Annotated in this window: 18 protein-coding genes and 1 other annotated feature; of the genes, 13 read left to right on the forward strand and 5 right to left on the reverse strand. The window is 56.1% G+C overall.

The window, feature by feature from the left end; genetic code table 11:
- The first annotated feature begins 8 nt into the window (after positions 1–8).
- From EH55_RS10575 to EH55_RS10620, 10 genes are all read left to right on the forward strand, one after another.
- A complete protein-coding gene (locus tag EH55_RS10575; protein ID WP_037977656.1) occupies positions 9–1,004 on the forward strand; it encodes a hypothetical protein in 996 nt (331 codons plus the stop codon).
- Between the two features lie 31 nt (positions 1,005–1,035).
- The gene (locus EH55_RS10580; RefSeq protein WP_051682836.1) at positions 1,036–1,914 is read left to right on the forward strand and encodes a DMT family transporter; all 879 of its coding nucleotides are present in this window, start codon (positions 1,036–1,038) and stop codon (positions 1,912–1,914) included.
- Positions 1,915–2,154: 240 nt separating this feature from the next.
- On the forward strand, positions 2,155–3,000 hold the full coding sequence (locus EH55_RS10585; protein ID WP_051682837.1) for a lytic transglycosylase domain-containing protein: 846 nt from the start codon (positions 2,155–2,157) through the stop codon (positions 2,998–3,000).
- 962 nt (positions 3,001–3,962) lie between these two features.
- A complete protein-coding gene (locus tag EH55_RS10590) occupies positions 3,963–4,772 on the forward strand; it encodes a MerR family transcriptional regulator (protein WP_037977658.1) in 810 nt (269 codons plus the stop codon).
- 97 nt (positions 4,773–4,869) lie between these two features.
- On the forward strand, positions 4,870–6,060 hold the full coding sequence (locus EH55_RS10595; RefSeq protein WP_051682838.1) for an efflux RND transporter periplasmic adaptor subunit: 1,191 nt from the start codon (positions 4,870–4,872) through the stop codon (positions 6,058–6,060).
- Positions 6,061–6,063: 3 nt separating this feature from the next.
- A complete protein-coding gene (locus EH55_RS10600; protein WP_051682839.1) occupies positions 6,064–9,213 on the forward strand; it encodes an efflux RND transporter permease subunit in 3,150 nt (1,049 codons plus the stop codon).
- Between the two features lie 28 nt (positions 9,214–9,241).
- Positions 9,242–9,766: a GNAT family N-acetyltransferase gene (locus EH55_RS10605; protein ID WP_037977661.1), complete on the forward strand. Its 525-nt coding sequence runs from the start codon at positions 9,242–9,244 to the stop codon at positions 9,764–9,766.
- A 285-nt stretch (positions 9,767–10,051) separates the two neighbouring features.
- On the forward strand, positions 10,052–10,771 hold the full coding sequence (locus EH55_RS10610) for an AzlC family ABC transporter permease (RefSeq protein ID WP_037977663.1): 720 nt from the start codon (positions 10,052–10,054) through the stop codon (positions 10,769–10,771).
- Positions 10,761–11,069, forward strand: a complete 309-nt coding sequence (locus EH55_RS10615) for an AzlD family protein (protein WP_037977666.1) — start codon at positions 10,761–10,763, stop codon at positions 11,067–11,069. Before EH55_RS10610 ends, EH55_RS10615 begins: the two co-directional genes overlap by 11 nt.
- 166 nt (positions 11,070–11,235) lie before the next feature.
- The gene (locus EH55_RS10620) at positions 11,236–12,015 is read left to right on the forward strand and encodes a NifB/NifX family molybdenum-iron cluster-binding protein (protein ID WP_037977668.1); all 780 of its coding nucleotides are present in this window, start codon (positions 11,236–11,238) and stop codon (positions 12,013–12,015) included.
- A gap of 129 nt (positions 12,016–12,144) precedes the next feature.
- On the opposite strand, the gene EH55_RS10625 is transcribed toward EH55_RS10620, so the two are convergent.
- Positions 12,145–13,779: a class I adenylate-forming enzyme family protein gene (locus tag EH55_RS10625; protein ID WP_037977671.1), complete on the reverse strand. Its 1,635-nt coding sequence runs from the start codon at positions 13,777–13,779 to the stop codon at positions 12,145–12,147.
- A 65-nt stretch (positions 13,780–13,844) separates the two neighbouring features.
- Positions 13,845–14,106 (reverse strand) — a binding site (T-box leader).
- A gap of 420 nt (positions 14,107–14,526) precedes the next feature.
- Here EH55_RS10625 and EH55_RS10630 point away from each other — a divergent pair.
- A complete protein-coding gene (locus EH55_RS10630) occupies positions 14,527–15,822 on the forward strand; it encodes an O-acetylhomoserine aminocarboxypropyltransferase/cysteine synthase family protein (protein WP_236617122.1) in 1,296 nt (431 codons plus the stop codon).
- Between the two features lie 8 nt (positions 15,823–15,830).
- Entirely contained in the window at positions 15,831–16,910 is a 1,080-nt protein-coding gene (gene metX / locus EH55_RS10635; protein ID WP_037977674.1) for a homoserine O-acetyltransferase MetX, read from the forward strand.
- Positions 16,911–17,119: 209 nt separating this feature from the next.
- On the opposite strand, the gene EH55_RS10640 is transcribed toward metX, so the two are convergent.
- Entirely contained in the window at positions 17,120–17,740 is a 621-nt protein-coding gene (locus EH55_RS10640; RefSeq protein WP_037977676.1) for a hypothetical protein, read from the reverse strand.
- Between the two features lie 109 nt (positions 17,741–17,849).
- Between EH55_RS10640 and EH55_RS10645 the strand changes: the two genes are divergently transcribed.
- Positions 17,850–18,731: a DMT family transporter gene (locus EH55_RS10645; RefSeq protein ID WP_037977679.1), complete on the forward strand. Its 882-nt coding sequence runs from the start codon at positions 17,850–17,852 to the stop codon at positions 18,729–18,731.
- A 100-nt stretch (positions 18,732–18,831) separates the two neighbouring features.
- Here EH55_RS10645 and EH55_RS10650 read toward each other — a convergent pair whose 3' ends face one another.
- From EH55_RS10650 to EH55_RS10660, 3 genes are all read right to left on the reverse strand, one after another.
- The gene (locus EH55_RS10650; RefSeq protein WP_037977682.1) at positions 18,832–19,611 is read right to left on the reverse strand and encodes a MetQ/NlpA family ABC transporter substrate-binding protein; all 780 of its coding nucleotides are present in this window, start codon (positions 19,609–19,611) and stop codon (positions 18,832–18,834) included.
- Positions 19,612–19,699: 88 nt separating this feature from the next.
- The gene (locus tag EH55_RS10655; protein WP_037977685.1) at positions 19,700–20,335 is read right to left on the reverse strand and encodes a methionine ABC transporter permease; all 636 of its coding nucleotides are present in this window, start codon (positions 20,333–20,335) and stop codon (positions 19,700–19,702) included.
- Complete coding sequence (locus EH55_RS10660) at positions 20,325–21,293, reverse strand: methionine ABC transporter ATP-binding protein (RefSeq protein ID WP_037977687.1); 969 nt, start codon at positions 21,291–21,293, stop codon at positions 20,325–20,327. The genes EH55_RS10655 and EH55_RS10660 overlap by 11 nt, the downstream gene beginning before the upstream one ends.
- Between the last annotated feature and the right edge of the window lie 146 nt (positions 21,294–21,439).

Consider the following 21,439-nt stretch of genomic DNA (forward strand, 5'->3'; position numbering starts at 1 on the left):
GTGGCAAGATGAACGATGAAAATTATGCGATAACCTTTTTTGATTCCCTGCATCCCTGCCTGACCGCCGAAATCCTCGCGGATGAGGGCGTGGGCGAAGCCGAGCTTTCGTCGCTCGTGCGCCGAGGGATGCTCTACTGCGAAGAGGGCGTCTACTTCCTGACGGAGGCCGGGCGCGGCGAATTCCTCCGCGCCGCCCGCGAAAGCTTCATCGACGCGCAGCCCGGCGACGCGCCGGAGGATCGCGCGCGCTCGGCGCGGGGCGCGAAATTTTTACGGCTCTTCGACGCCGCCTTCGCGCAGCGCTGGGGGATAAAAGAATATTACGCGCGCCCGGAGCTCCCGACTTTCCCCGAGCTCCCCGGCGAGAAGCCCTTCCGCGTCGAGGGGGGAAAAATCGTCTGGCCCTATATGGCTTCGCGGGAAGAGCGCGAAATGGAAGAAAAATTTCCGCTTGCCGGCATAGAGGGGCGTTATGAAAAAATGTCCGCGGCCGCGGCGGCCGGCGCCGAGTGGATGCGTGAAAACGAAAAGTCTATAGGGAAATTTTCTCCCGACATATTCTTCGTATGCCGCTACGATTACAGATATTACGAGGATTTCAAAGGGCATCCGAACGACCCGATGCGCCTTATAAACACCGACCGCTTCGCCTTCGTCTTCGACGGCGGCGGAGACGAGAATCTGCGGAAGATAGGCGAATTCCGCCGCTGGCTCTCGCTGATGCGGCGGGCCGCCCTCCCCGGCTTTTTCGACATCGACACGCAGGAGCAGGACAGCGTCTCGCAGATATTCTTCGTAACGGAGGAGGAAGGCGGCGCGGCCTGCTGCGCCGAAGCGCTGATTCCCTTCGGCGAATCCCTCACCGAAGGCGCGGAGCCCTTTGAGATATGGACGCTCTCATTCGAAGCGCTTGCGGCGGTAGAGGAGAAGCGCGAGCTCGTATGGGAGCTGCTGCCAGACATCGCCCGCCCGGTGCGCCGGATGGCGGCGGGGCGCGGCTGAGCCCGAGGATGAAGCTTTACTTGACGGGGCTATGAGCATTTCTAAAGACTCTCTGACGGGAATCTTATGCGTTATAGGGGCCGGCATGTGCTGGGGGACGACCGGCACCATACAGGCTTTCATGCCGGCCGCCGCAACGTCGCTCGTCGTCGGCTCGGCGCGAGTCGTCTTTTCCGGAGTCATCCTGCTTGCCGCAATGGCCGTTAAGACGCGCGGGAAAATCTTCTTCGGCAAATGGAGCGTCAAAGGGGTGCTGCTCGCCGCGTTCGGCCTCGCAGGCTATCAGCTCACCTTCTTCTCGGCCGTTAAAATGACCGGCGTCGCTGCCGGCACGATGGTCGCTATCGGCTCCGCGCCGCCGATCGCGGGCATCTTCGGATGGCTGCTCTTCAGGGAGCGCCTCGGTTGGCGCTGGCTCGCCGCGACCGCCGCGACGGTCGCGGGCTGCGTGATGCTGATACTCGGCGGCGGCGGCGAAATATCCGTCAGCTTCGCCGGCGTGCTGCTCGCGCTCTGCGCGGCCGTCTCCTACGCGCTCGAAGGCGTCGGCCTCCGCTACGTCAGGCGCAGTCCGTACGAAACCATAGCGATGGTAAGCGCGGCGAGCGGCCTGATGGCGCTGCCGTGGTTCCTCGCGGGAGACCTCTCCTGGATGCTGCTGCCGCGCGGCGCGCTCTGCATCATACTTCTCGTCTTCGTGAGCACGATAATCCCCTACACGCTTTTTACGATAGGCATAAGAAAAATAAAGCTCGGCACGGGCTATACGCTTGCGCTTTCGGAGCCGCTCACCGCGTGGTTCCTCTCGACGGCGCTGCTCGGCGAGCGCCTTTCGGCGGTCGGCGTAGCCGGAGTGGGCGCGCTATTCGCCGGAATCCTGCTGCTCGCGCTTGATAAAAAAGCGGCTTAAATGGCAAAACGTATAAGTAAATTTACATTTAAAGCAAATTTTACGCGTTTAAATTAAAATCAAAGTGTAGATAAACATTATAAAACACGGCATTTGCTTCTACAAGCTTGACTTCCCGCCGCTTGCCGTTATCATATTTTATGCGTTAAGAGTGCCCGCGAAAAGCGGCGCCGTGAATCGTTTAATGTGAACTTCACAGGCGCGCGCGTTTCGCGTTTTCATACTCGTAAGGAGGCAAATATGCGAAAAATAATGAAAAAGCGGCTCTTCCATCTGCCGCGAATCGCAGCGCTGCTTCTGCTCGCATGTTCGGTAATACTCTTCGGGAACGCCGAATGCAAAAGCGAAGAGGCGGCGTCGAAAACACATAACACCCTCTCTGATGGCACGGTAATCTCCACAGTCAGCGACAGCGCGTCGACGGAAAACGCGGCGGAGGAAAGCAGGACGGCCGTTATATTGGGGCGCCCGGAAGAGGAAGATACGCGGCAGGAAGCGCCGGCTCCCGTCTATCACGATTCCGTCTACAATGCGCTGAAGAGGCAGGGACTTTCAAAGGAACACATCGAACTGTGGTGCGACGAGCACCCGGTCAGCACGCTCAACAAGCTTGAGACGCTCGAACCCGCGATGCAGAAAAAAGTTGCGAACGCCGCGTCCTATATAAGGAAGGTAAATCCGAAGATCTCCGCCAAAACCGCGTGGCGCGAGGCGATGGCTCTCGTCTACTACAGCGTGAAGTACGGCATCCCCTCCGACCTCGTCATCAGCGTCGCGAAGGCGGAGAGCCGCTTCAACCCAGGAGCGCAGAGCAAATCCGGCGCGCTCGGCGTCATGCAGGTTATGTGGAAGGTGCATAACGCGATGCTGCGCAACAGGGGCATCGCGGCCACGCGCGAGCACATGTTCGACCCGGAGCGCGGCGTAGAAGCGGGAGTCCTGATACTCTCGCGCTACGTCAAGGTCTACGGGACGCTGCAGAAGGCGCTCAACCGCTATTACGGCGGGATCGCGCAAAGCTATCTGAAAAAGGTCAGCAACAACATGGCCCACCTGCAAAAGCACACCGCAAACACAGGCTACTAACTCAAAAAATCAAAATTCGCTCTGAACGCAAAAGGGGAAGGCGCGCGCCTTCCCCTTAGGTATGCCGCAAGCCATATTTCATCTTTCTATAGTCATTCAATTTGTATGCGATAACGTAGGACAGAAATGAGCGCCTTGTTTATTTTTTATGTTTTTGTCACGCGGATTTGCTCAAGAGCAACGCCCTTCGCCCTTTTTCTTTTTTCGTGAGCGGCGTCAGCCGCGAACAAATCCGTGTGATCTACTTCGTCAATTATACAAGGAGCGTCCGTCAAGTATGTATTTCACAGCGCGTTCTCCGAGGCCTTTAGAATATATTGTCATGGCTATCGGATACGCCTTATAGTTACTCTTGTATAGTTGATGTAGTACTACCTCCCATGAGACAGGATAGATGATTTAAATATCCGTCACCGAAAAAGCCCATAATTGAGGTAAAACACAACTAGAAAATCTGTAATCATCAGGAGAAAACCGGGATAAGGAAGCCAGAGGCTACAGAAAAACCACAGTATAGATTCGTTTCAAAAAAACATAGGGACGGCGATACTCGTAAAATAATCTCAAGCCACAAGAGCTCAACGCAGTAATCGTAGGCTCCTGGTCCGTGAAACAACATGAAAAAGCTCAAGCGGAGAAACGTCATAGAGCTGATAATAGGACACGTGAAAAGCGATTACGGAATTGACGTAATTACCCGAGAGACAGAAGGGGGGCTGAGATAACCCCTCTGATGGTAAGCCGCGCATGTAACCTGAAAAAATACTGAACCACCTCAGAGAAGTTATTCAAAATTGCTAAGGGCAGAAATCCCGATGTTTTATGTTTTCGCCGTCGGGATTCTGGTTTGGAGTTCGACATTTTAGAAAAAAACTGAGTTTTTCAGCGACGACTAAGTATAATGCCGCTTGATAGTTGAAAGGTTTCACTGTATGATGTTTGCCGGATAGGGGGTGCAAAAAATGGCGCAGGATGGTATGTTCACCATCAGCGAGTTTGCCGAGCTGTCAGGCATCACCCGCTCTAATCTTTTGTACTATGACGCGATAGGCATTCTTAAACCCGCCTATCGTGCTGGGAACAACTACAGGCTCTACAGCTCCAGACAACTCGAGCTGATCAACGCGATACTCTCGCTCCGAAGCATGGGACTGTCGCTGGACGCCGTTAGGGAACACATTCCGAACCGTACGCCGGAAAACACTCTTGATCTTTTTGAGACACAGATAAAAGCCTTGTCTGCAAAAATCGACGATCTCCTTCAGTTAAGAGAGTCTATAGAAAAACGCGCTGAAACCATCCGCCTTCACAAAGACATAAAAGCTCCGCTTTTTACTATCGAGGTCCGCAGCACCGAGACGATTTTTATCGGACGGCTGTGCGCCTCTGCTCCAAATCTGGACGTCGCCTATTTCCATTCTTTTTTGAAGCAATGCAGGGAGGTGGGCATAAGCCATGCGACTCAGATTGGGCAGATCGTGTTTATGGAGTCGGCGCTGGCCGGCAGCTGGGATGCTGCCGGCTGCATGTACGCGAAAACCAACAAAGGCTCGGACAATATCGAAGAAGGTATGTTCGCCGTATTATTTGAGCTTAGTCAGGACTATTTTGACGACAATCACGCGTACTACGAGAAGTTTATGCGGCATGTAAGCAAAAATAGTCTGGAACTTCGAGGTAATATCTATATTGAGTACCCGCTCGACGAAATGTCAGAGAACGACCCAAAAAAGCATTTAGTGAAAATTTTCTCTCCCGTCCGTCAGAGATAAGCGATTTTTCCGCTTGAGTATAAAGCTGCCTTACGCTTTATCGTATCCGTTGCGGCAGTATGGATTGCGGACTTGGACGTTAAGGGAGCAGAGTATAATGGATTCGAATGATGGGCGGAACAACGCAAGAAGAAAGAAACATTCCTATCTTAGAGCGGTAGCAGCGCTCCTGTTATTTGGATGTGCAACTCTTCTGTTTCATTTTTTTCACGCCGCAAAAGCGCCGGACAAAGAAACTTCGATCCCCGAAGCGGAACTTCCCCCGACTGTCGTAATCAGGACAGTGAGCATGGACTATATCTGCAGTGAACAGCGCTACGTGGGCAGGGTTGAAGCAGTACAGACAGTGGACGTCAGGCCTCGGCTGTCAGGAGAGATAACCGGAGTGCATTTTGCAGAGGGCTCAACAGTCAGGGAGGGAGACCTGCTTTTCACGCTGGACCCGATACAGTATGAGGCGGCGGTTCAGCTAAGGAGGGGCGAACTCGCAAAGGCAGAGGCCAACTGCCGTCAGGCGGCCAGATATTACGCGCGTATAAAAGGAGCGGACTCCCGGGGCGTCTCCCAGGCGGAGCGGGACCAGGCTGAAGGTGCGGCGCTCCAGAGCAGCGCGGACGTAGAGAGCGCAAGAGCTTCCTTGCGCATTGCTCAAATCGATTTACGGCATACAAAAATTACTGCTCCAATAACAGGGAAAATCGGGGAGGTCAGGTTCACAAAGGGCAACTATATTACTCCGCAGGATGCCGTTCTCGCAAACATCACGCAGACAGACCCGGTTCGCATCTCTTTTACTCTGCCGGACCAGGAATATATTAAACGGCAGAAGAGCATAGGCGCTAAAAATCAGACGTATACTGCCGCGATACTGCTTGCAGACGGGAGCCGCTATCCTTATCCGGCTAAATGGGACTTTGAGAGCAACAGGATGGATCCAAGGACTGGGACGATACTCACGCATCTGAAGGTTAAAAATACCGACTCGCTCCTTGTTCCCGGAGGCATGGTGAGTGTCGTGCTCAAGCCGCTTGCCGCAGAAAAAACGGTAATAGTGCCGAACACAGCCGTAATTACTGATGAAAAGGGCGATTTTGTCTACGTAATCAGCGATGACAATATTGCAAAACAGCGTTACGTCAGGCTTGGCGAGCATACCGATACCTCCGTTGCGGTCATTGCCGGGTTGAAGAAGGGCGAGATGGTTATAGTGGAGGGGACTCAGTCCGTGTATCCTGGCGGGAAGATCGAGCCTCTTCCGGCTGACAACGGCGACGAAGGAAAGAATTAGGCTATGCTGTCTAAATTCTTAATCGAGCATCCGAGGCTTGCCACAGTCATATCTGTCATTATGATGATCGCAGGCGTCATTTCCGCAAAAAACCTCGCAGTTGCACAATATCCGAACATCGCCCCTCCTGAGATATACGTCATGGCCACGTACCCTGGTGCGGATGCCGAGACGATCGCAGCAACGGTCGGCGTTCCACTGGAGAAGGCGATAAACGGCGTCGACGGTATGACAAACATGACCTCTTCTTCAAACAACACAGGCTCTTATTCCCTTACCATCTCCTTCGAAACAGGCGCGAATCCCGATATGGCCCTCATCAAGGTGCAGAATCGAGTACAGCAGGCCGCCTCGCAGCTTCCGCAGGAAGTCTCAGCAAATGGCATAACTTCCGAAATCAGTTTTTCCGGTTCACTTGGTTACTTTGCACTAATATCCCCAAAAAGGACGAGGGATGAGTTGTTTTTGAACGAATATGCCATAAGCGACGTAGCCAACAGGTTGAAACGCGTACCTGGAATCGGAAAGATAGAAGTATACGGCTCTACATACAGTGTCCGTGTCTGGCTGAACCCCGAGCGTCTTGCTTCTATGGGGCTCAGCGCCTCTGACGTGGCTAACGCCATCTCCAGCCAGAACAAACAGGCTTCCGTAGGGGCGATTGGCGGCGCACCAAGTGCGAAAAACAGTTCTCTGGTATATTCGCTTGCGGCCAAGGGCCGTCTGCGCAGCGTAAAGGAATTTGAGGATGTCATTGTAAGAACCACGCAGGACGGCGGGCGAGTTAAGCTCAGGGACGTCGCGAGGGTCGAGCTCGGTTCTGAAGCCTACAACAACATCAGCACTGTTGGCAGCGCTCCGGCTGCAATAATCTCCTTATCTCAGGCAGCCGGCTCAAACGCGCTGGACGTCATGCGCGAGGCAAAAAAGGCCATAAAGGAGATGGAACCGTCCCTTCCGGAAGACACAGCGTTTGTAACGGTGTACGACTCGACCGAAATGGTTGTGGAGACGATCCGTGAAATAATGATGACCCTGATTCTGACCTTCGTGCTCGTGGCCTCTGTCTGTTATATTTTCCTGCAAAACTGGAAGGTCACCCTGATTCCAGTCGTTGCTATTCCGGTCTCGATTCTTGCGACCTTTACTGGGCTTCTGGCGTTTGGATACAGCATCAACACGCTCACGCTTTTCGCGCTCATTCTTGTTATAGGAACAGTTGTGGACGACGCTATCATCGTGGTGGAAAGAGTCATGTTCATCATGGAACGGGACGGCAAAAACTCTTTCGCTGCCACGTATCAGGCCATGAAGGACGTAACAGGCCCCATGACCGCGACCACGCTGGTCTTTCTTGCTATGTTCGCGCCGGTCATGTTTATGAAAGGAATGACCGGAGAGATATATCGCCAGTTCGCGCTCACTATCTCCTTTGCCGTGGTGTTTTCTCTCGCCGTCGCATTGACGTTGAGCCCCGTAATGTGCGCCTACATCCTGAGCAAAGAACAGCCTGAGCCCGGAGAACTGTTGAAACGTTTTTCAAAGCTACTCGACTCGTCCAGGGAGATATATGTCAAAGTTTCAGCGGCTATCGCTGGCAGGACTTCAGCTACGCTTTTTCTGCTCGCCGCAGTTGCCGCAGCGTGTTGCGTGATCGCGTCGGTCATCCCCTCGTCCTTTATCCCGGACGAGGATCAGGGAATGATAGAGGTCTCTGTAAAGCTGCCTGAAAACACGGCGATAAACCGGACTAAAACCGTAGTGTGCAAACTGGCGGACATGGTCAGAACGATTCCAGGCGTTAGAGAGACCATGAACATAGCCGGATTTGACACAATGGAAGGCGATGGAGAGAATCTTGCATCGCTCAGCGTCATACTTGACCACTGGTCAAAGAGGAAGGGCAGGGACAGAAGCGTCGATGCCGTAGCAGAAAGGATAAACGAGTTGGCGTCGAAGGTTCCATGGGCTCAGGTGAACACTTTTGTCTCTTCTGCCGTTTCCGGCGTTGGCAAGGCCGGCGGAATCAGCTTTTATCTGCAGGCGGCAGACGATACAGACATGAAGAAATTAACGCCGGTTGTCAGCGAGTTTATAAAAAAGCTGAACGCCTCGCCTGAGATCGACTCCGCGTTCACCACCTACAGTGCAAATACGCCCCACCTGTTTCTCGACATCGACAGAGAAAAAGCGGAAATGCTTGGTGTGCCTGTGGGGAACGTGTTCAACACGCTTCAGTCTTACTTTGGCGGATCATACGTCAACGACGTGAACATAGGCGCCCAGTCAAGCAAGGTTATTTTGCAGTCGGAATGGAGATTTCGCAGCAAAATGGATGATGTAGGGCAGGTCAACGTCGCAGCCGGAGACACAGAGGTCCCTCTAAAGAGCTTTACAACGCTGAAAAAAGTGCTCATGCCCAGAGTCGTTGATCGATACAATCTTTACCCAGGCGCCTATATCAACGCTTCAGTTGTACACGGGTATTCTACGGGGCAGGCCATGGAGAGGGCGATGAAAACGGTGAAGGAACTTCCTCCCGGCTACAAGCTCGAATGGTCGGGCATGACATATCAGGAGCAAAAGGCCGGCGGGCAGATAGCCAGAGTCTTCTGCATCGCTCTCTTGTTCGGATATCTGTTCCTCGTTGCACAGTACGAAAGCTGGGCCGTACCGCTCGCGGTGATGCTCTCGCTCCCCGTCGCTTTTTTGGGGGCACTGTCCGGCATAATGCTGATGCATACTTCCATGAGCATATACTCTCAACTTGGCATTCTGGTGCTGGCGGGACTCGCAGCGAAAAACGCCATACTGATAATTGAGTTCGCGCAGGAGCAACATGAAGTTCACGGAGTCCCCATTCTGGAGTCGGCTGAGAATGCGGCGCATGAACGTTATCGTGCGGTTCTCATGACGGCCTTCACCTGCGTCTTCGGAGTCCTTCCGATGTTGTTCGCATCAGGCGCAGGAGCAATAAGCCGGATCCACGTTGGGACGACAATGTGTTTCGGCATGGCGATATCGACTGTCTTCGGCATTTTCATCATCCCAGGTTTGTATGTTGTGCTTCAGGGCGTCAGGGAAAAAATCAAGAACTACACCGGCCTAAAATTCGACAACCCAGACTGGCAGGAGAATCATGATAAGGTCTGATCAAAGCAGAAACGAGGAGGAAAAGGCCATGAATATTCGTTTTGAAACCGTTGATAAGAGTGAATTCGACGCATTTAGGCGCGATGTAATGGATATTTTTGCCATAGCCGCAACAGAAGAGTTTGGAGACGCTACCGGCGAAGATATTATTTCGGAAGAGGATATAAACAAGTCGTTATTTTCGCCTAACGCCGATGTCTATCACATTTATCTTGACGAAATCAAAATAGGCGGCGTCTCTGTCAGTATAGACCCCGCTACGCAACGGAACTCGCTTGATCTGTTTTATATTTATCCATCCTACCATAACAGAGGATACGGACAGCTTATTTGGAAGTCGATAGAAGAAAAATATCCGCAGACCAGGGTATGGGAGCTGATAACTCCATATTTTGAAAAAAGGAACATCAACTTTTATGTTAATAAATGTGGATTCCATATAACAGAATTTTTCAATAAACATCATAAAGATACGAGATCAGATGTTTTAGATACTGAATTCAGGGAAGAGTATTTCAGGCTTGAAAAAACAATGATCGATAACACCAGATAGTGTCTACACTAATCAAGTGTGGATGGCAGCACAAATGGTAATGCGGCGCACATGAACGACGGTAATGTAAAAAGCTTTTATATGTTATTTTCCGGATAGCAATTATGGACGAAGGTTGTGTTATAGCAGATCAAAAAACTTATAATAGAGCAGTTTTTCCTTTGTGCCGATACCGCTATAGATTTTTCTCTGTGCCTCCGATGCGCTAATAGAATTCATATTTGTTAAAGCTGTGAAAATACCTGTATAATTGTCTTTGAATCTGAATTGCGGTGGAGGCTTGGTATGTCGAAACGAAATGTTTACTTCTTTTTTAAAGGGATGCGCGACGCGATACCCATACTGCTTGGATATCTGGCGGTCGGCTTCACTCTCGGCATCGGCGCGAAAAACGCCGGGCTCACTCCGATCCAGGCCTTCGTCAGCTCTCTGACGCAGAACGCATCGGCGGGGCAGTTCGCGGGCTACACTCTGATAGCGGCAGGCGCCGGCTATCTGGAGCTCGCCGTCATGATAATGGTCGCGAACGCGCGCTATCTGTTGATGTCCTGCGCGATCAGCCAAAGGATAGCGCCGGACACCCCGCTCTATCACCGCATGCTGATGGCCTTCGACCTCACCGACGAGATATTCGGCCTCTCGGTGCTGCAGCCGGAGCGCCTCAATCCCTTCTACGTCTACGGAATGTTCGCTTCGGCTATGCCGGGCTGGGCGTTCGGCACATTCTTCGGCGTGATCGCCGGCAACGCTCTTCCACAGAGGGCGGTCACCGCCCTCAGCGCGGGGCTCTTCGGCATGTTCATAGCGATAATAATCCCGCCGGCCCGCAAAAATCCGGTCGTCGCCCTTCTGATAGCCCTTTCGATGGGCGCGAGCTTCGCCCTCTCGCGCTTCAACGCGCTCGGCCTCTCGACCGGCACGCGCACGATAGCGCTTACAGTCGTGATATCCACAGCGGCGGCGTTCATCTTCCCGCTGAAGGAGGAGGGCCCCGATGGCGCGTAATATCTACATTTATCTGCTGATAATGGCGGGCGTGACCTATGCGATCCGCGTGCTGCCGCTGACCGTCATACGCCGCGAGATAAAGAACAGGCGCATTCGCGCGTTCCTATATTACGTTCCCTATGTGACGCTCGCGGTCATGACCTTCCCTGCGATAATCGACGCTACGGGAAGCGCCGTCACGGCGATTTCGGCGCTCGCCGCCGCGACGGCGCTCGCCTGGTTCGGCGGCAGCCTGCTGCAAGTATCGCTGCTAGCCTGCGCAGTCGTCTTTCTTCTGGATCTGATGATCCGTTAGTTAGCTTCCGGCACGGCGCTGAGGCGACTGCGGACACCCTTTCCCATATCGTACATCCGCTTTGCGAACGGAAAATCCTACGTTATCTCGTTGGAAATGTGCATATGCCCATTGACATAATGTGCATATGCACGTATAATTATCACACCAGGAAGGGGTGCGAGCGATGCCGGCAAACACAAAATGCCGTCGAGTGTGCATGAGGCCGCCCTTCGAGCGTTTCGCGCCGGAAGGCGCCGCTGAGAGCGTACGGATATCTCTTGAAGAGCTCGAGGCTCTGCGCCTCTGCGATCTCGAAGGGCTCGACCAGGAGCTCGCGGCGCGCCGCATGGAGGTTTCCCGCGGCACGCTGCAGCGGATAATCTATTCGGCGCACGCGAAGGTCGCGGAGGCTTTGTGTCGCGGCAAGTGCATCGAGATAGGCGGCGGGAATTTCGAGTTCGCCGCCGGCTGGTGCGGCGGAAGGCCTCGCTGCGCGCTGTGCCCCTTTTGGAGCGAAAGCGAGCGGGTGCTCGCGGAAAGGATGAAGAATATCGTGAAAGATGGACGGATAGCGGTAACGGAGGAGAACGGAGAGGTGTTCCAGCATTTCGGACACACGAGGTATTTTGCCCTTTATGAGATCAAGGACGGGGCCGTCGCGAAGAAGAGCACGCTAGACGCGGAGGGCAGCGGGCACTCGGCGCTCGGCGGCTTCCTGCGCGACAACGGCGTAGATCTGCTGATATGCGGAGGCATCGGCTCAGGCGCGAGGAATTTCTTAGCGGATCAGCACATCGAGCTTATCGCGGGGATCAGCGGCCCGACCGACGAGGCGGTCAAAAAATTCCTCGCCGGCGATCTGCACGACGACCCGGCGGGAAGCTGCGACCATCACAGCCACGACGCACCTGCCGGCGAATGCCGCGGCTGTGGTCAAGAAAGACACAGACACGGCTGCAATTGATTCAGCGAAGGTCGAGATAAAGAAGCGGAAGGCGCCCGGCGCTTCCGCTTCTTTGCTGTGAATCTTAGGTGTACGATACAAAAGGCCGGCGGCGCGCAAATTTTCGCGCGTCCGCCGGCTTCGCCGTTTCTACGATTCGCTCTGCATCGCGACGAGATGTTCCGCCCGGTACCTCTGGCGCAGCTTCGGCTTTTCGATCTTGCCCGTCGGGTTGCGCGGAATCTCCGCGAAGATTATTTTGCGCGGACGCTTGTAGCGCGGCAGGTCGAGGCAGAATCTGGCGATCTCCTCCTCGGTGCAGGAGAAGCCCTCTTTTATCTCGACGATCGCGGCCGCTATTTCGCCGAGGCGCGAGTCCGGCAGGCCGATCACGGCGGCGTCCTTGACGCTCGGATGTGCGCGCAGGAAGTCCTCTATCTGGACGGGGTAGAGGTTTTCGCCGCCGCTGATTATAACGTCCTTCTTGCGGTCGACGAGGTAGATGAAGCCTTCCTCGTCCTGGCGCGCCATGTCTCCCGTCGAGAGCCAGCCGTCGTGCAGCACCTCCGCCGTCGCCTTCGGGTCTTTATAGTAGCAGGTCATCACGCCCGGCCCCTTGACCGCGAGCTCGCCGACGCCGCCGTCCGTTATCGCCTTTCCGTTATCGTCGATTATCTTTGTCTTCCAGCCGTAGCCGGGCACCCCTATAGCTCCCACCTTGTCGATGTTGCCGGTGCCCAAGTGTACGCAGCCCGGCCCCGTCGATTCCGAGAGGCCGTAGTTCGTGTCGTATCTGTGCTTCGGAAAGACCCTGCGCCACCTCGCGATGAGGCTCGGCGGCACCGGCTGCGCGCCGATGTGCATCAGCCTCCACTGTGAAAGCTCGTAGTCGTCGAGGTTTATCTTGCCGGCGTCGATCGCGTCGAGGATGTCCTGCGCCCACGGTACGAGCAGCCAGACGATCGTGCATTTTTCCTTAGAAACGCTTTCGATTATCGTTTTCGGATCTGTCCCCTTGAGCAATACTCCTCTGCTGCCGGAGATGAGGCTGCCGAACCAGTGCATCTTCGCTCCTGTGTGATAGAGCGGCGGGATGCAGAGGAAGATGTCGCCGCGGCCCTGCCCGTGATGTACCTGCTCCGTCTTGGCCGCGTGCATCAGGCTTTCGTGGTTGTGCAGGATAGCTTTAGGGAAGCCGGTCGTGCCCGAGGAAAAGTATATAGCGGCGTCGTCTTCGTCGGAAAGGATTATGCGCGGCGGGCAGCTCGAAAGGTTCGAACTGAGGTGCATATAGTTTTCCGCGAAGCGCGGGCAGCCGTCGCCGGTGAAGAAGCGCAGCTTCACGCGCGGGATCGAGTCGCATATGTCCTCGACGCGTCCGATAAATTCAGGGCCGAAGAAGAGCGCGTCGACATCGGCGAGCTCGAGGCAGTATTTTATCTCGGCGGCGGTGTAGCGGAAGTTTAGCGGCACGGCGAGCGCACCGGTCTTGAGGATGCCGAAGTAGAGCGGCAGCCACTCAAGGTTGTTCATCATCAGGATGGCGACCTTGTCGCCCTTTTTTATCCCGCGGGAAAGCAGCAGATTGGCGCAGCGGTTCGCCTTTTCGTCGAATGCGCCCCACGTTATCTCCCTGCGGTAGCTCTCGGTCGGGCTCGACTCGATGAGCTCGTACTCCTTCCACGTCACGCGGCGTATTTCTTTGACCTCGGGGTTGATCTCGACCAGCGCGGTCTCGTTGCAGAATTCTCTCGCGTTTCTTTCCAGCAGATCAGTTATAGGCATTTTTCTTTCCTCCCGTTTTTGCCTGTTTGGAGGGGAAGATATAAAAAAATCCCGCCCTCCTGCATTCAGAGGACGGGAAAACTTTTACCCGTGGTACCACCTCAGTTTGGCGCTCCCTCGCGGGACGCGCCCTCGTCGGGTACGGGCGCCGAAGGCCGATACCCTGTCCGCTGTAACGGGCGCGCCCGTCGCCGCCTACTCGAAAAATTCTTTCGGGGCGCTGCTCTTGAAATGTATTTCGGCCCGTCCGTCTGCCGCCTCGCACCGTCCGGCGGCTCTCTGCAAGGACTGTTCTCGGGCTTACTTCTTTTCAGTCGTCGCATTTGCCTTTATTCCACGGTTGATATTTTTGCTCAGAGGCCGGCTTATGTCAAGCCCCCAAAAGAAAACCCGACTTCCCAGGTAAAAAAGAGCGGCCGCAGTACGGTGGGACGTCCGAAGTCTCTAAGAGTGTTTTACACACCCCTTTGCGCTTGAACTTGACCTCCTTCTTTTCTTCCTGGGGATTTGGTGGATTTGGGGCGCCTTGACGCCCTTGACAATCGAAAGATACGCCGATAGAATGTGAGCAATGAATCTGTGAAGGGGGCTTTGCGCGATGATCAACTCATATCCGCTGTGCGTAATGATGATGTGCGCAAAAAGCAGAGCCCCTGGGGAACAGTAGACGGAAATTTCGCAACTGTACCGGCGGGCTCTGCTTTTTAGCAGGGCCCGTTTTTTATATTTTTTAAGGAGGAAATCGCCGTGAAGGATAATAAAAATTACGGTTTCATGACAAAGGCTCTGCATGCGGGCTGGGAGCGCGACCCGGCGACGGGCTCGTCCGGGCTGCCGATCTACGCCACGTCGGCCTATCAGTTCAAGGACAGCGCGCAGGCCGCGAGCCTTTTTAAGCTCGAAGAGGAGGGCTATATCTACTCGCGCCTGGCCAACCCGACCGTCAAAGCGTTCGAGGACGGGCTGAACGCGCTCGAAGGCGGCTGCGGCGCCATCGCGCTCTCCTCCGGGCAGGCCGCCTTGGCGCACCTTGTCGCGGCGCTCTGCTCCTCCGGCTCGAACCTCGTCGTCTCGCGCAAGGTCTACGGCGGCACGGTGACGCTGCTACAAAACGTCTTCTCGCGCTTCGGGATAGAGACGAAGTTCGTCGACAGCGACCATCCCTGTCAGGTCGAAGAGGCGATAGACGACGACACACGCGGGGTGATCACGGAGACCATCGGCAACCCGATGATGAACGTCGCGCCTCTCGAAGCTCTCGCGCGCGCCGCGCACCGCCGCGGTGTCCCTCTGATAATCGACAACACCTTCGCGACACCGGCGCTCTGCCGCCCGATCGAATGGGGGGCGGACGCGGTGGTCTATTCGACGACCAAATACGTCTCCGGCAACGGGAACCTGATAGGCGGCGCCATCGTCGACGGCGGCGGCTTCGACTGGCGCGCATACCCGGAAAAATTCCCCGGCCTCGCGCTCCCCGACCCGTCGTACCACGACATAGTATTCGCCGAGAGATACGGGAGATCGGCGCTCGCGGCCAAGCTGCACTGCTCCGTGCTGCGCGACATGGGCGGCTGTCCGTCAGCCTTCGACGCCTACCTTCTCCACCTTTCGCTTTCGACCCTTGCCCTGAGGATGGCGCGCCACAGCGAAAACGGCCTCGCCGTCGCTAAATTCCTTGAAAAACATCCGCAGGTCGAATGGGTGCGCTACCCAGGCCTTGAAAGCCATCCGCAGAACGACATGGCGAAGGTCTACCTGAAAGACGGCTGCGGCGGAATGATGGCCTTCGGCGTGAAGGGCGGGATCGAAGCCGGGCGCAAGCTGGTAGACTCTCTTTCGCTGATAGGGCACATGGCGAACCTCGGCCAGACGCGCACGCTGATAATCCACCCAGCGAGTACGACGCACAGCCAGCTCACAAGCGGGCAGCGCGCGGAGGCGGGGCTCTCCGACGGGCTGCTGCGCCTTTCCGTCGGGCTGGAGGATGCGGCGGACATCATCACGGACCTTGAAAAGGGCCTCGACGCGGCCGGAAAATAAAAAACGACATGAAAGAAGAGCTATCTTCCGTGGAATTGGAGAATGTGACTCTGCCCTCCGGCGCTCGCTTCGACAGCCTCACGCAGGCTTACGCGAAGTACGGCGAAATGTCCAGCGACGGCGGCAATGTGATTCTCGTCTGCCACGCGCTGACGGGCAGCCAAAGGCTTACGGGCGAAAAGCGCGCCGGCGAGCCCGACCCGTGGTGGGGCCCCATCGTGGGGGACGGGCGCGCGCTCGACACGCGCGAATACTGCGTGATCTGCTTCAACAACCTCGGAAGCCCCTACGGGAGCACCTCCCCGCTCTCGATAAACCCCGCCGACGGCCGCCGCTGGGCGATGAGATTCCCGATCCTCTCGCCGCGCGACGCCGCGTTCGCTCAGCGGGCCGCGCTCGACGCGATGGGCGTAAAAGAAATTTACGCCGTCGCCGGCGGCTCTCTCGGCGGAATGATAGCCCTCGAGCACGCGGCGTCGTTCCCCGACAAGACCCCGCGCTGCGCGCTCATCGCCGCGCCGGACCGCCTCTACCCGCAGGCCATCGCCTTCAACGCGGTGCAGCGGCAGAGCATCATGGGCGACCCCGAATGGAAAAACGGCGACTACGAAGGCGCGGGCCCGGCCAACGGGCTCGCCGCGGCGAGGATGCTCGCGATGATAACCTACCGCAGCGAGCAGTCCTTCACGAACCGCTATATGCGTGAAATGGCGCGCGGTACGACGAGCGACTGGAGCGGCGAATTCCAGGTCGAAAGCTATCTGCATCATCACGGGGAGGCGATAGTGAAGCGCTTCGACGCCAACTGCTACCTATATTTGACGAGGATGATGGACCTGCACGACATAGGGGCCGGGCGGGGCGGGCTGGACGCGGCGTGGAAGAGTTACGCTGGACGCAGGCTTTTGGGGCTCGGCGTGTCGAGCGACATGCTCTTCCCGAACTGGCAGGTCGAGGAGGCCGTCAGAGCCGCCGCCAAAAACGGCGTCCGCGCCTATTACGAAGAGATAGAGAGCGAAAACGGGCACGACTCCTTCCTGATAGACTTCGACCAGGTGGACGACTACCTGCGCTCCTTCCTGCGGTGACCGCCGCGGCTTTTCAGCGGAAATAAAACCGGCTGACGAAAAAAGGCCCGCGCGCGGGCTTTCGCTCATCTCATCTGCCGAGGAGCTCTCTTAGAAAATCAGCGAGCAGCCTCTTCTGCCGCCCGCTCAGTCAGTATATATTCTGTGCTTTCAACCTCTTTATATCTTTCCGCCTCAGCAGACAGGAGTTATATTTACTTTTGCTCCATTTATTTCTTTTTAGTTTTATTCTGCTTTACCGTTTCCAGCTCGTCCAGCTCTTCGATGCCGATTTTCCTGTAGCCTTTGGGCTCGGCGAAGAGATTGGGGTCCTGCGGCGCGAATTTTATTTTTTTATATTCGTAGGCGTATTCGCCGTTCAGCGACTGCATTTTTACCGGAATCGGGAAGCCGTTCCTGCGCCACTCGTAGTACTGGTCCTGCGTTTCACCGTTATTGTATTTCACCGTCACGAGATATTTTCTCAGGCGGAAAGTGTCGACTATTTCGTAGCCTAAGTCTTCGCGCGAGAGGTCTCCAGTGTCCTTCGGATCGCCGTTCGTCGCGTCGCCCGGCAGAGCGCCGAAGAATTCTTCTTCCACGTAGACCTTTTTCTTAGGGAAGACGAGCCACATCACCTTTTTGTCGGCGCGCGTGACTTCTATCTCGCCGGAGCCGTCAAGCTCGAAGCGCGACTTTTCCGCCGTCATGTAAATTTTTCCTTTGCGCGTCGTCTCCCCCTCTTTTTCGACGAACTCCGCGCTGAAGTCGAGCGCGAAGGAGGCGGAGGCGAGGGCCGTGGCGATAAGCAGCGCAGCGCAGAGCGTTGCGCGGATGGTTTTATTTTTCATCGATGCACCTCGTTCTTTTTTTTTTCGACGCCCCCCTTACCGCGGACGCCGTATGATATTATATATTCGCCTGCGGCATCGCGCACGGTTATTCTGTGAAACGCCGGTGATGTTTTTGCTTTACGGGATATTTTTGAGCGTTGTGACCTGTTTCTGCTGGGGAAGCACCTCGTTCCTGATGAGAGGCATAAGGAAGCTCGACGCAGCCGAGATGTCCCTTACGCGCGCCTGCGGCGGCCTTTTGTGCGGGGCTCTTCTGCTTTTCGCGAAGAACGCGCAGCTGACGCCGGTGACGAGGTTCGAGTTTTTTATTTTTCTCGCGCTTGTGATATGCAACAACATTCTCGGAGACGTCTTTCTCTTCTTTTCGATCCGCCTGCTCGGCGTGGCGCGCGGTTCGGCGATTTCCAGCACCTATCCGATATGCGTCGCGATAGTCTCGTATTTGATTTACGACGCGCCGCTGACGCCGGCTATAGCGGGCGGCACTCTCTCGGTCGTGGCCGGCGTGGCTCTGCTCTGCCGCAAGGGGAAGGAGGAGCGCCCGCTATCCTTCCGGGGGCTTGCGTCGGCGGCCGCGGCGAGCGTCTTCTGGGCCGCCGGGCTTCTGCTGAATAAGGAGCTTCTCGTCTGCGGGCTCAACCCCGCGACGATCGTTCTGGGGCGCGGCGTCGCGTTTTTTGGGGCGGCGTCGGCCGTATGGTTTCTCCACGCGTTTTTTGTAAAGAAGAAAGCACGGCCGTGGCGCGCCTTCCTGAGGCGCGACTCGGCGCTCGGCGTGACGGCCGGAGCCTGCTCTCTCGGGCTAGGCGCCTGGTTTTATTCGCTGGCGCTTCAGTATGTGCCGCCGACGGTCGCGACTCCGATAGGGGCGTCGAATCCGGTGCTCGCGTCGCTCTTTTCGACGCTGGTCTATAAAGATAAGATAGAGCCGGCGCAGTGGGCCGGGATAGTCTTCGCCGTCGGGGGGTCGGTGCTGGTGGCGCTGTAGCGGCGCGCTCTTGCTTCGCCGCGCGGAATCCGTATGGCGTCGAACAGCCGCCCGACGCACGCCGGGCGGCTGTCAGTCCGCGGTGCCGCTTTCGCTTTTTTTAGAACGCGGGGACAATTCCCTTCGGCACGAGCTCTTTGTTGATGAAGTCCTTTACTTCTTTTGAGTTCGAGGCCTTGACGAGGGCCTTTATCGCCGGCGAGTCTTTCTCCTCGGCGCGCACGGCGACGACGTTGGCGTAGGGGCTGTCCTTGCCTTCAATGATTATCGCGTCTTTGGCAGGGATGAGCCCCGCTTCGACCGCGAAGTTCGTGTTTATGACCGCCGCGTCGACATCCTGCAGCGTGCGCGGGAGCTGCGCCGCGTCGAGCTCGCGTATCTTGAAGTTCTTCGGGTTGTCTGTGACGTCCTTGGCCGTCACTAGTTCCCCGGCCTTGACCTTGACGAGTCCGCCCTTCTCAAGCAGGCGGAGGGCGCGCGCGCAGTTAGTCGCGTCGTTCGGTATCGCGATCTGGGCGCCGTTTTTCAGCTCGTCGAGCTTGCCTATCTTCTTCGAGTACAAGCCAAGCGGCTCGATGTGGATCTTCGCGACCCAGACGAGCTTCAGACCCTTTTCTTTGACCGTGTTCTCCAGATAGGGGATGTGCTGGAAGAAGTTGGCGTCGAGCGACTTTTCCGCGAGCGCCGTGTTCGGCGTCACGTAGTCGGTGAATTCGACTATTTTCAGCTCGTAGCCGTCTTTGGCCAGGAGCTGCTTTACGACGTTCATGATGTCCTTGTGCGGGAACGGCGTGACGCCTATTTTGATTTCCTTGCCGGCCGCGAAGGCCGCAGCGGGTATCAGCAGTGCCGCTATCAGTGCGAGTGCGATTTTCTTCATTTTCTCTTCTCCTTGTCGTTATTTTTTAGACTCCGGGGCGCGCTGTGCAGAAAATTTTCATATCATACTCTATCGCAGACCGCCTCCGTTATCTGATTTTTTCGTATATGTAATTGCCTATGTACTGAATCACCTGGACAATTACTATCAGAATCGCGACGGAGTAGATCATAACGTCCGTCTGGAATCTGTTGTAGCCGTATTTTATCGCGAGGTCCCCGAGCCCCCCGCCTCCGACGACTCCGGCCATCGCGGAGTAGCCCAGCAGGTTTATCGCGACGACGGCCCAGTTGAGGACGATCGAGGGCATCGCCTCTTTTATCATCACGCCGAAGATTATCTGTCCCGTCGACGCGCCGAAGGATTTCGCCGCTTCGACGACGCCGCGGTCGACTTCAAGAAGACTGCCTTCCATAAGGCGCGCCACGAAGGGCGTCGCCGCTATCGTCAGCGGCACGATCGACGCCGTGCTCCCGATCGAAGTGCCGGCGATGAGGCGCGTCAGCGGGATTATCGCGATGAGCAGTATTATGAAGGGGAATGAGCGCAGCAGGTTGACGGCGGCGTCGAGCGCCCTGTAGACCGGCCTGTTCGGCGAGAGCCCCGCGGGGCCCGTCATGATCATCAGCACCGCGACGCAGGATCCGAAAATACCTGAGAAAAAGGTCGAAACGGCCACCATGTAGAGCGTTTCCCAAAGAGCCGCCAGGAGTTCACTGCCCATTCTTCATTACCTCCCAATACATATTGTTTTCGCCGAGCCACTTTTCGATCTTCGGAACGTCCCCATCCGCGACGTTTATGATGAGAAAGCCCATCACCGTATCGCGGTATCTTTCGATGCGCCCCCCGACGATCGAGAATTTGACGTCCAGCTCGCGCGCCATGTTAGCGATGATGCCCTCGTTCGCGACCTCGCGCGGGAACATCAGCCTGATGTTGATGCCCGACGGTATCACCGCGTAGTCGTCCGTGATAAGCTTGCGAAGCTCCGGCCCCGGCGCCAGGAAGAGCTTCTCCGTGTCGCCGGAAGCTACGATTTTTCCTCCGTCCAGTATGATGACCTTGTTGCAGATCATCTTGACGACCTCCATCTGGTGCGTCACTACGACGATCGTCACGTCGAGCTTTTTGTTTATGTCCATCAGCAGCTCGAGAATGGAGATCGTCGTCTTCGGGTCGAGCGCGGAGGTCGCTTCGTCGCAGAGAAGTATCTCGGGGTTCAGCGCGAGCGCCCTCGCTATGCCGACGCGCTGCTTCTGCCCGCCGCTCAGGTCGCGCACCTTCTCATGTTTTTTGCCTGTGAGCCCGACGAGTTCGAGCAGCTCGTCGGCGCGCTTCTCCGCGTCCGCCTTGGGCGTGCCCCAGACCTTCAGCGGAAAGAGGATGTTTTCGAAGACGTCCTTCCTGTTCATCAGGTTGAAGTTCTGGAAGATCATCCCCATGTCGCGGCGCAGCAGCTTCAGCTCGCGTTCGCCGAGCTCCTTGACCTCTTTGCCCTTTACGCGCACGCTGCCTCCGCCGTAGCTTTCGAGGCCGTTCATACAGCGCAGCAGAGTCGATTTTCCGGCGCCGGAGTGACCGACTATGCCGAAGACGTCGCCCTTGCGCACTTCGAGGGAAATGTCCGAGAGCACCTTCTGCTCGCCGTAATATTTCCCCAAATCGTGAATCTCGATCATGACAACTCCCCTTCGTTGGCCGCAATAAAAAAGACCGGAACTCGAACGGCCCCGGTCTTATGATTTCTTTTCCCGCACGACGCGCTCAGGCGTCCGGCAAATCACAAGAGGAGCCACACGCGAAAGCGCACATCATCATGCTGTCT

Source organism: Synergistes jonesii (genome assembly GCF_000712295.1).
Classification (GTDB): domain Bacteria; phylum Synergistota; class Synergistia; order Synergistales; family Synergistaceae; genus Synergistes; species Synergistes jonesii.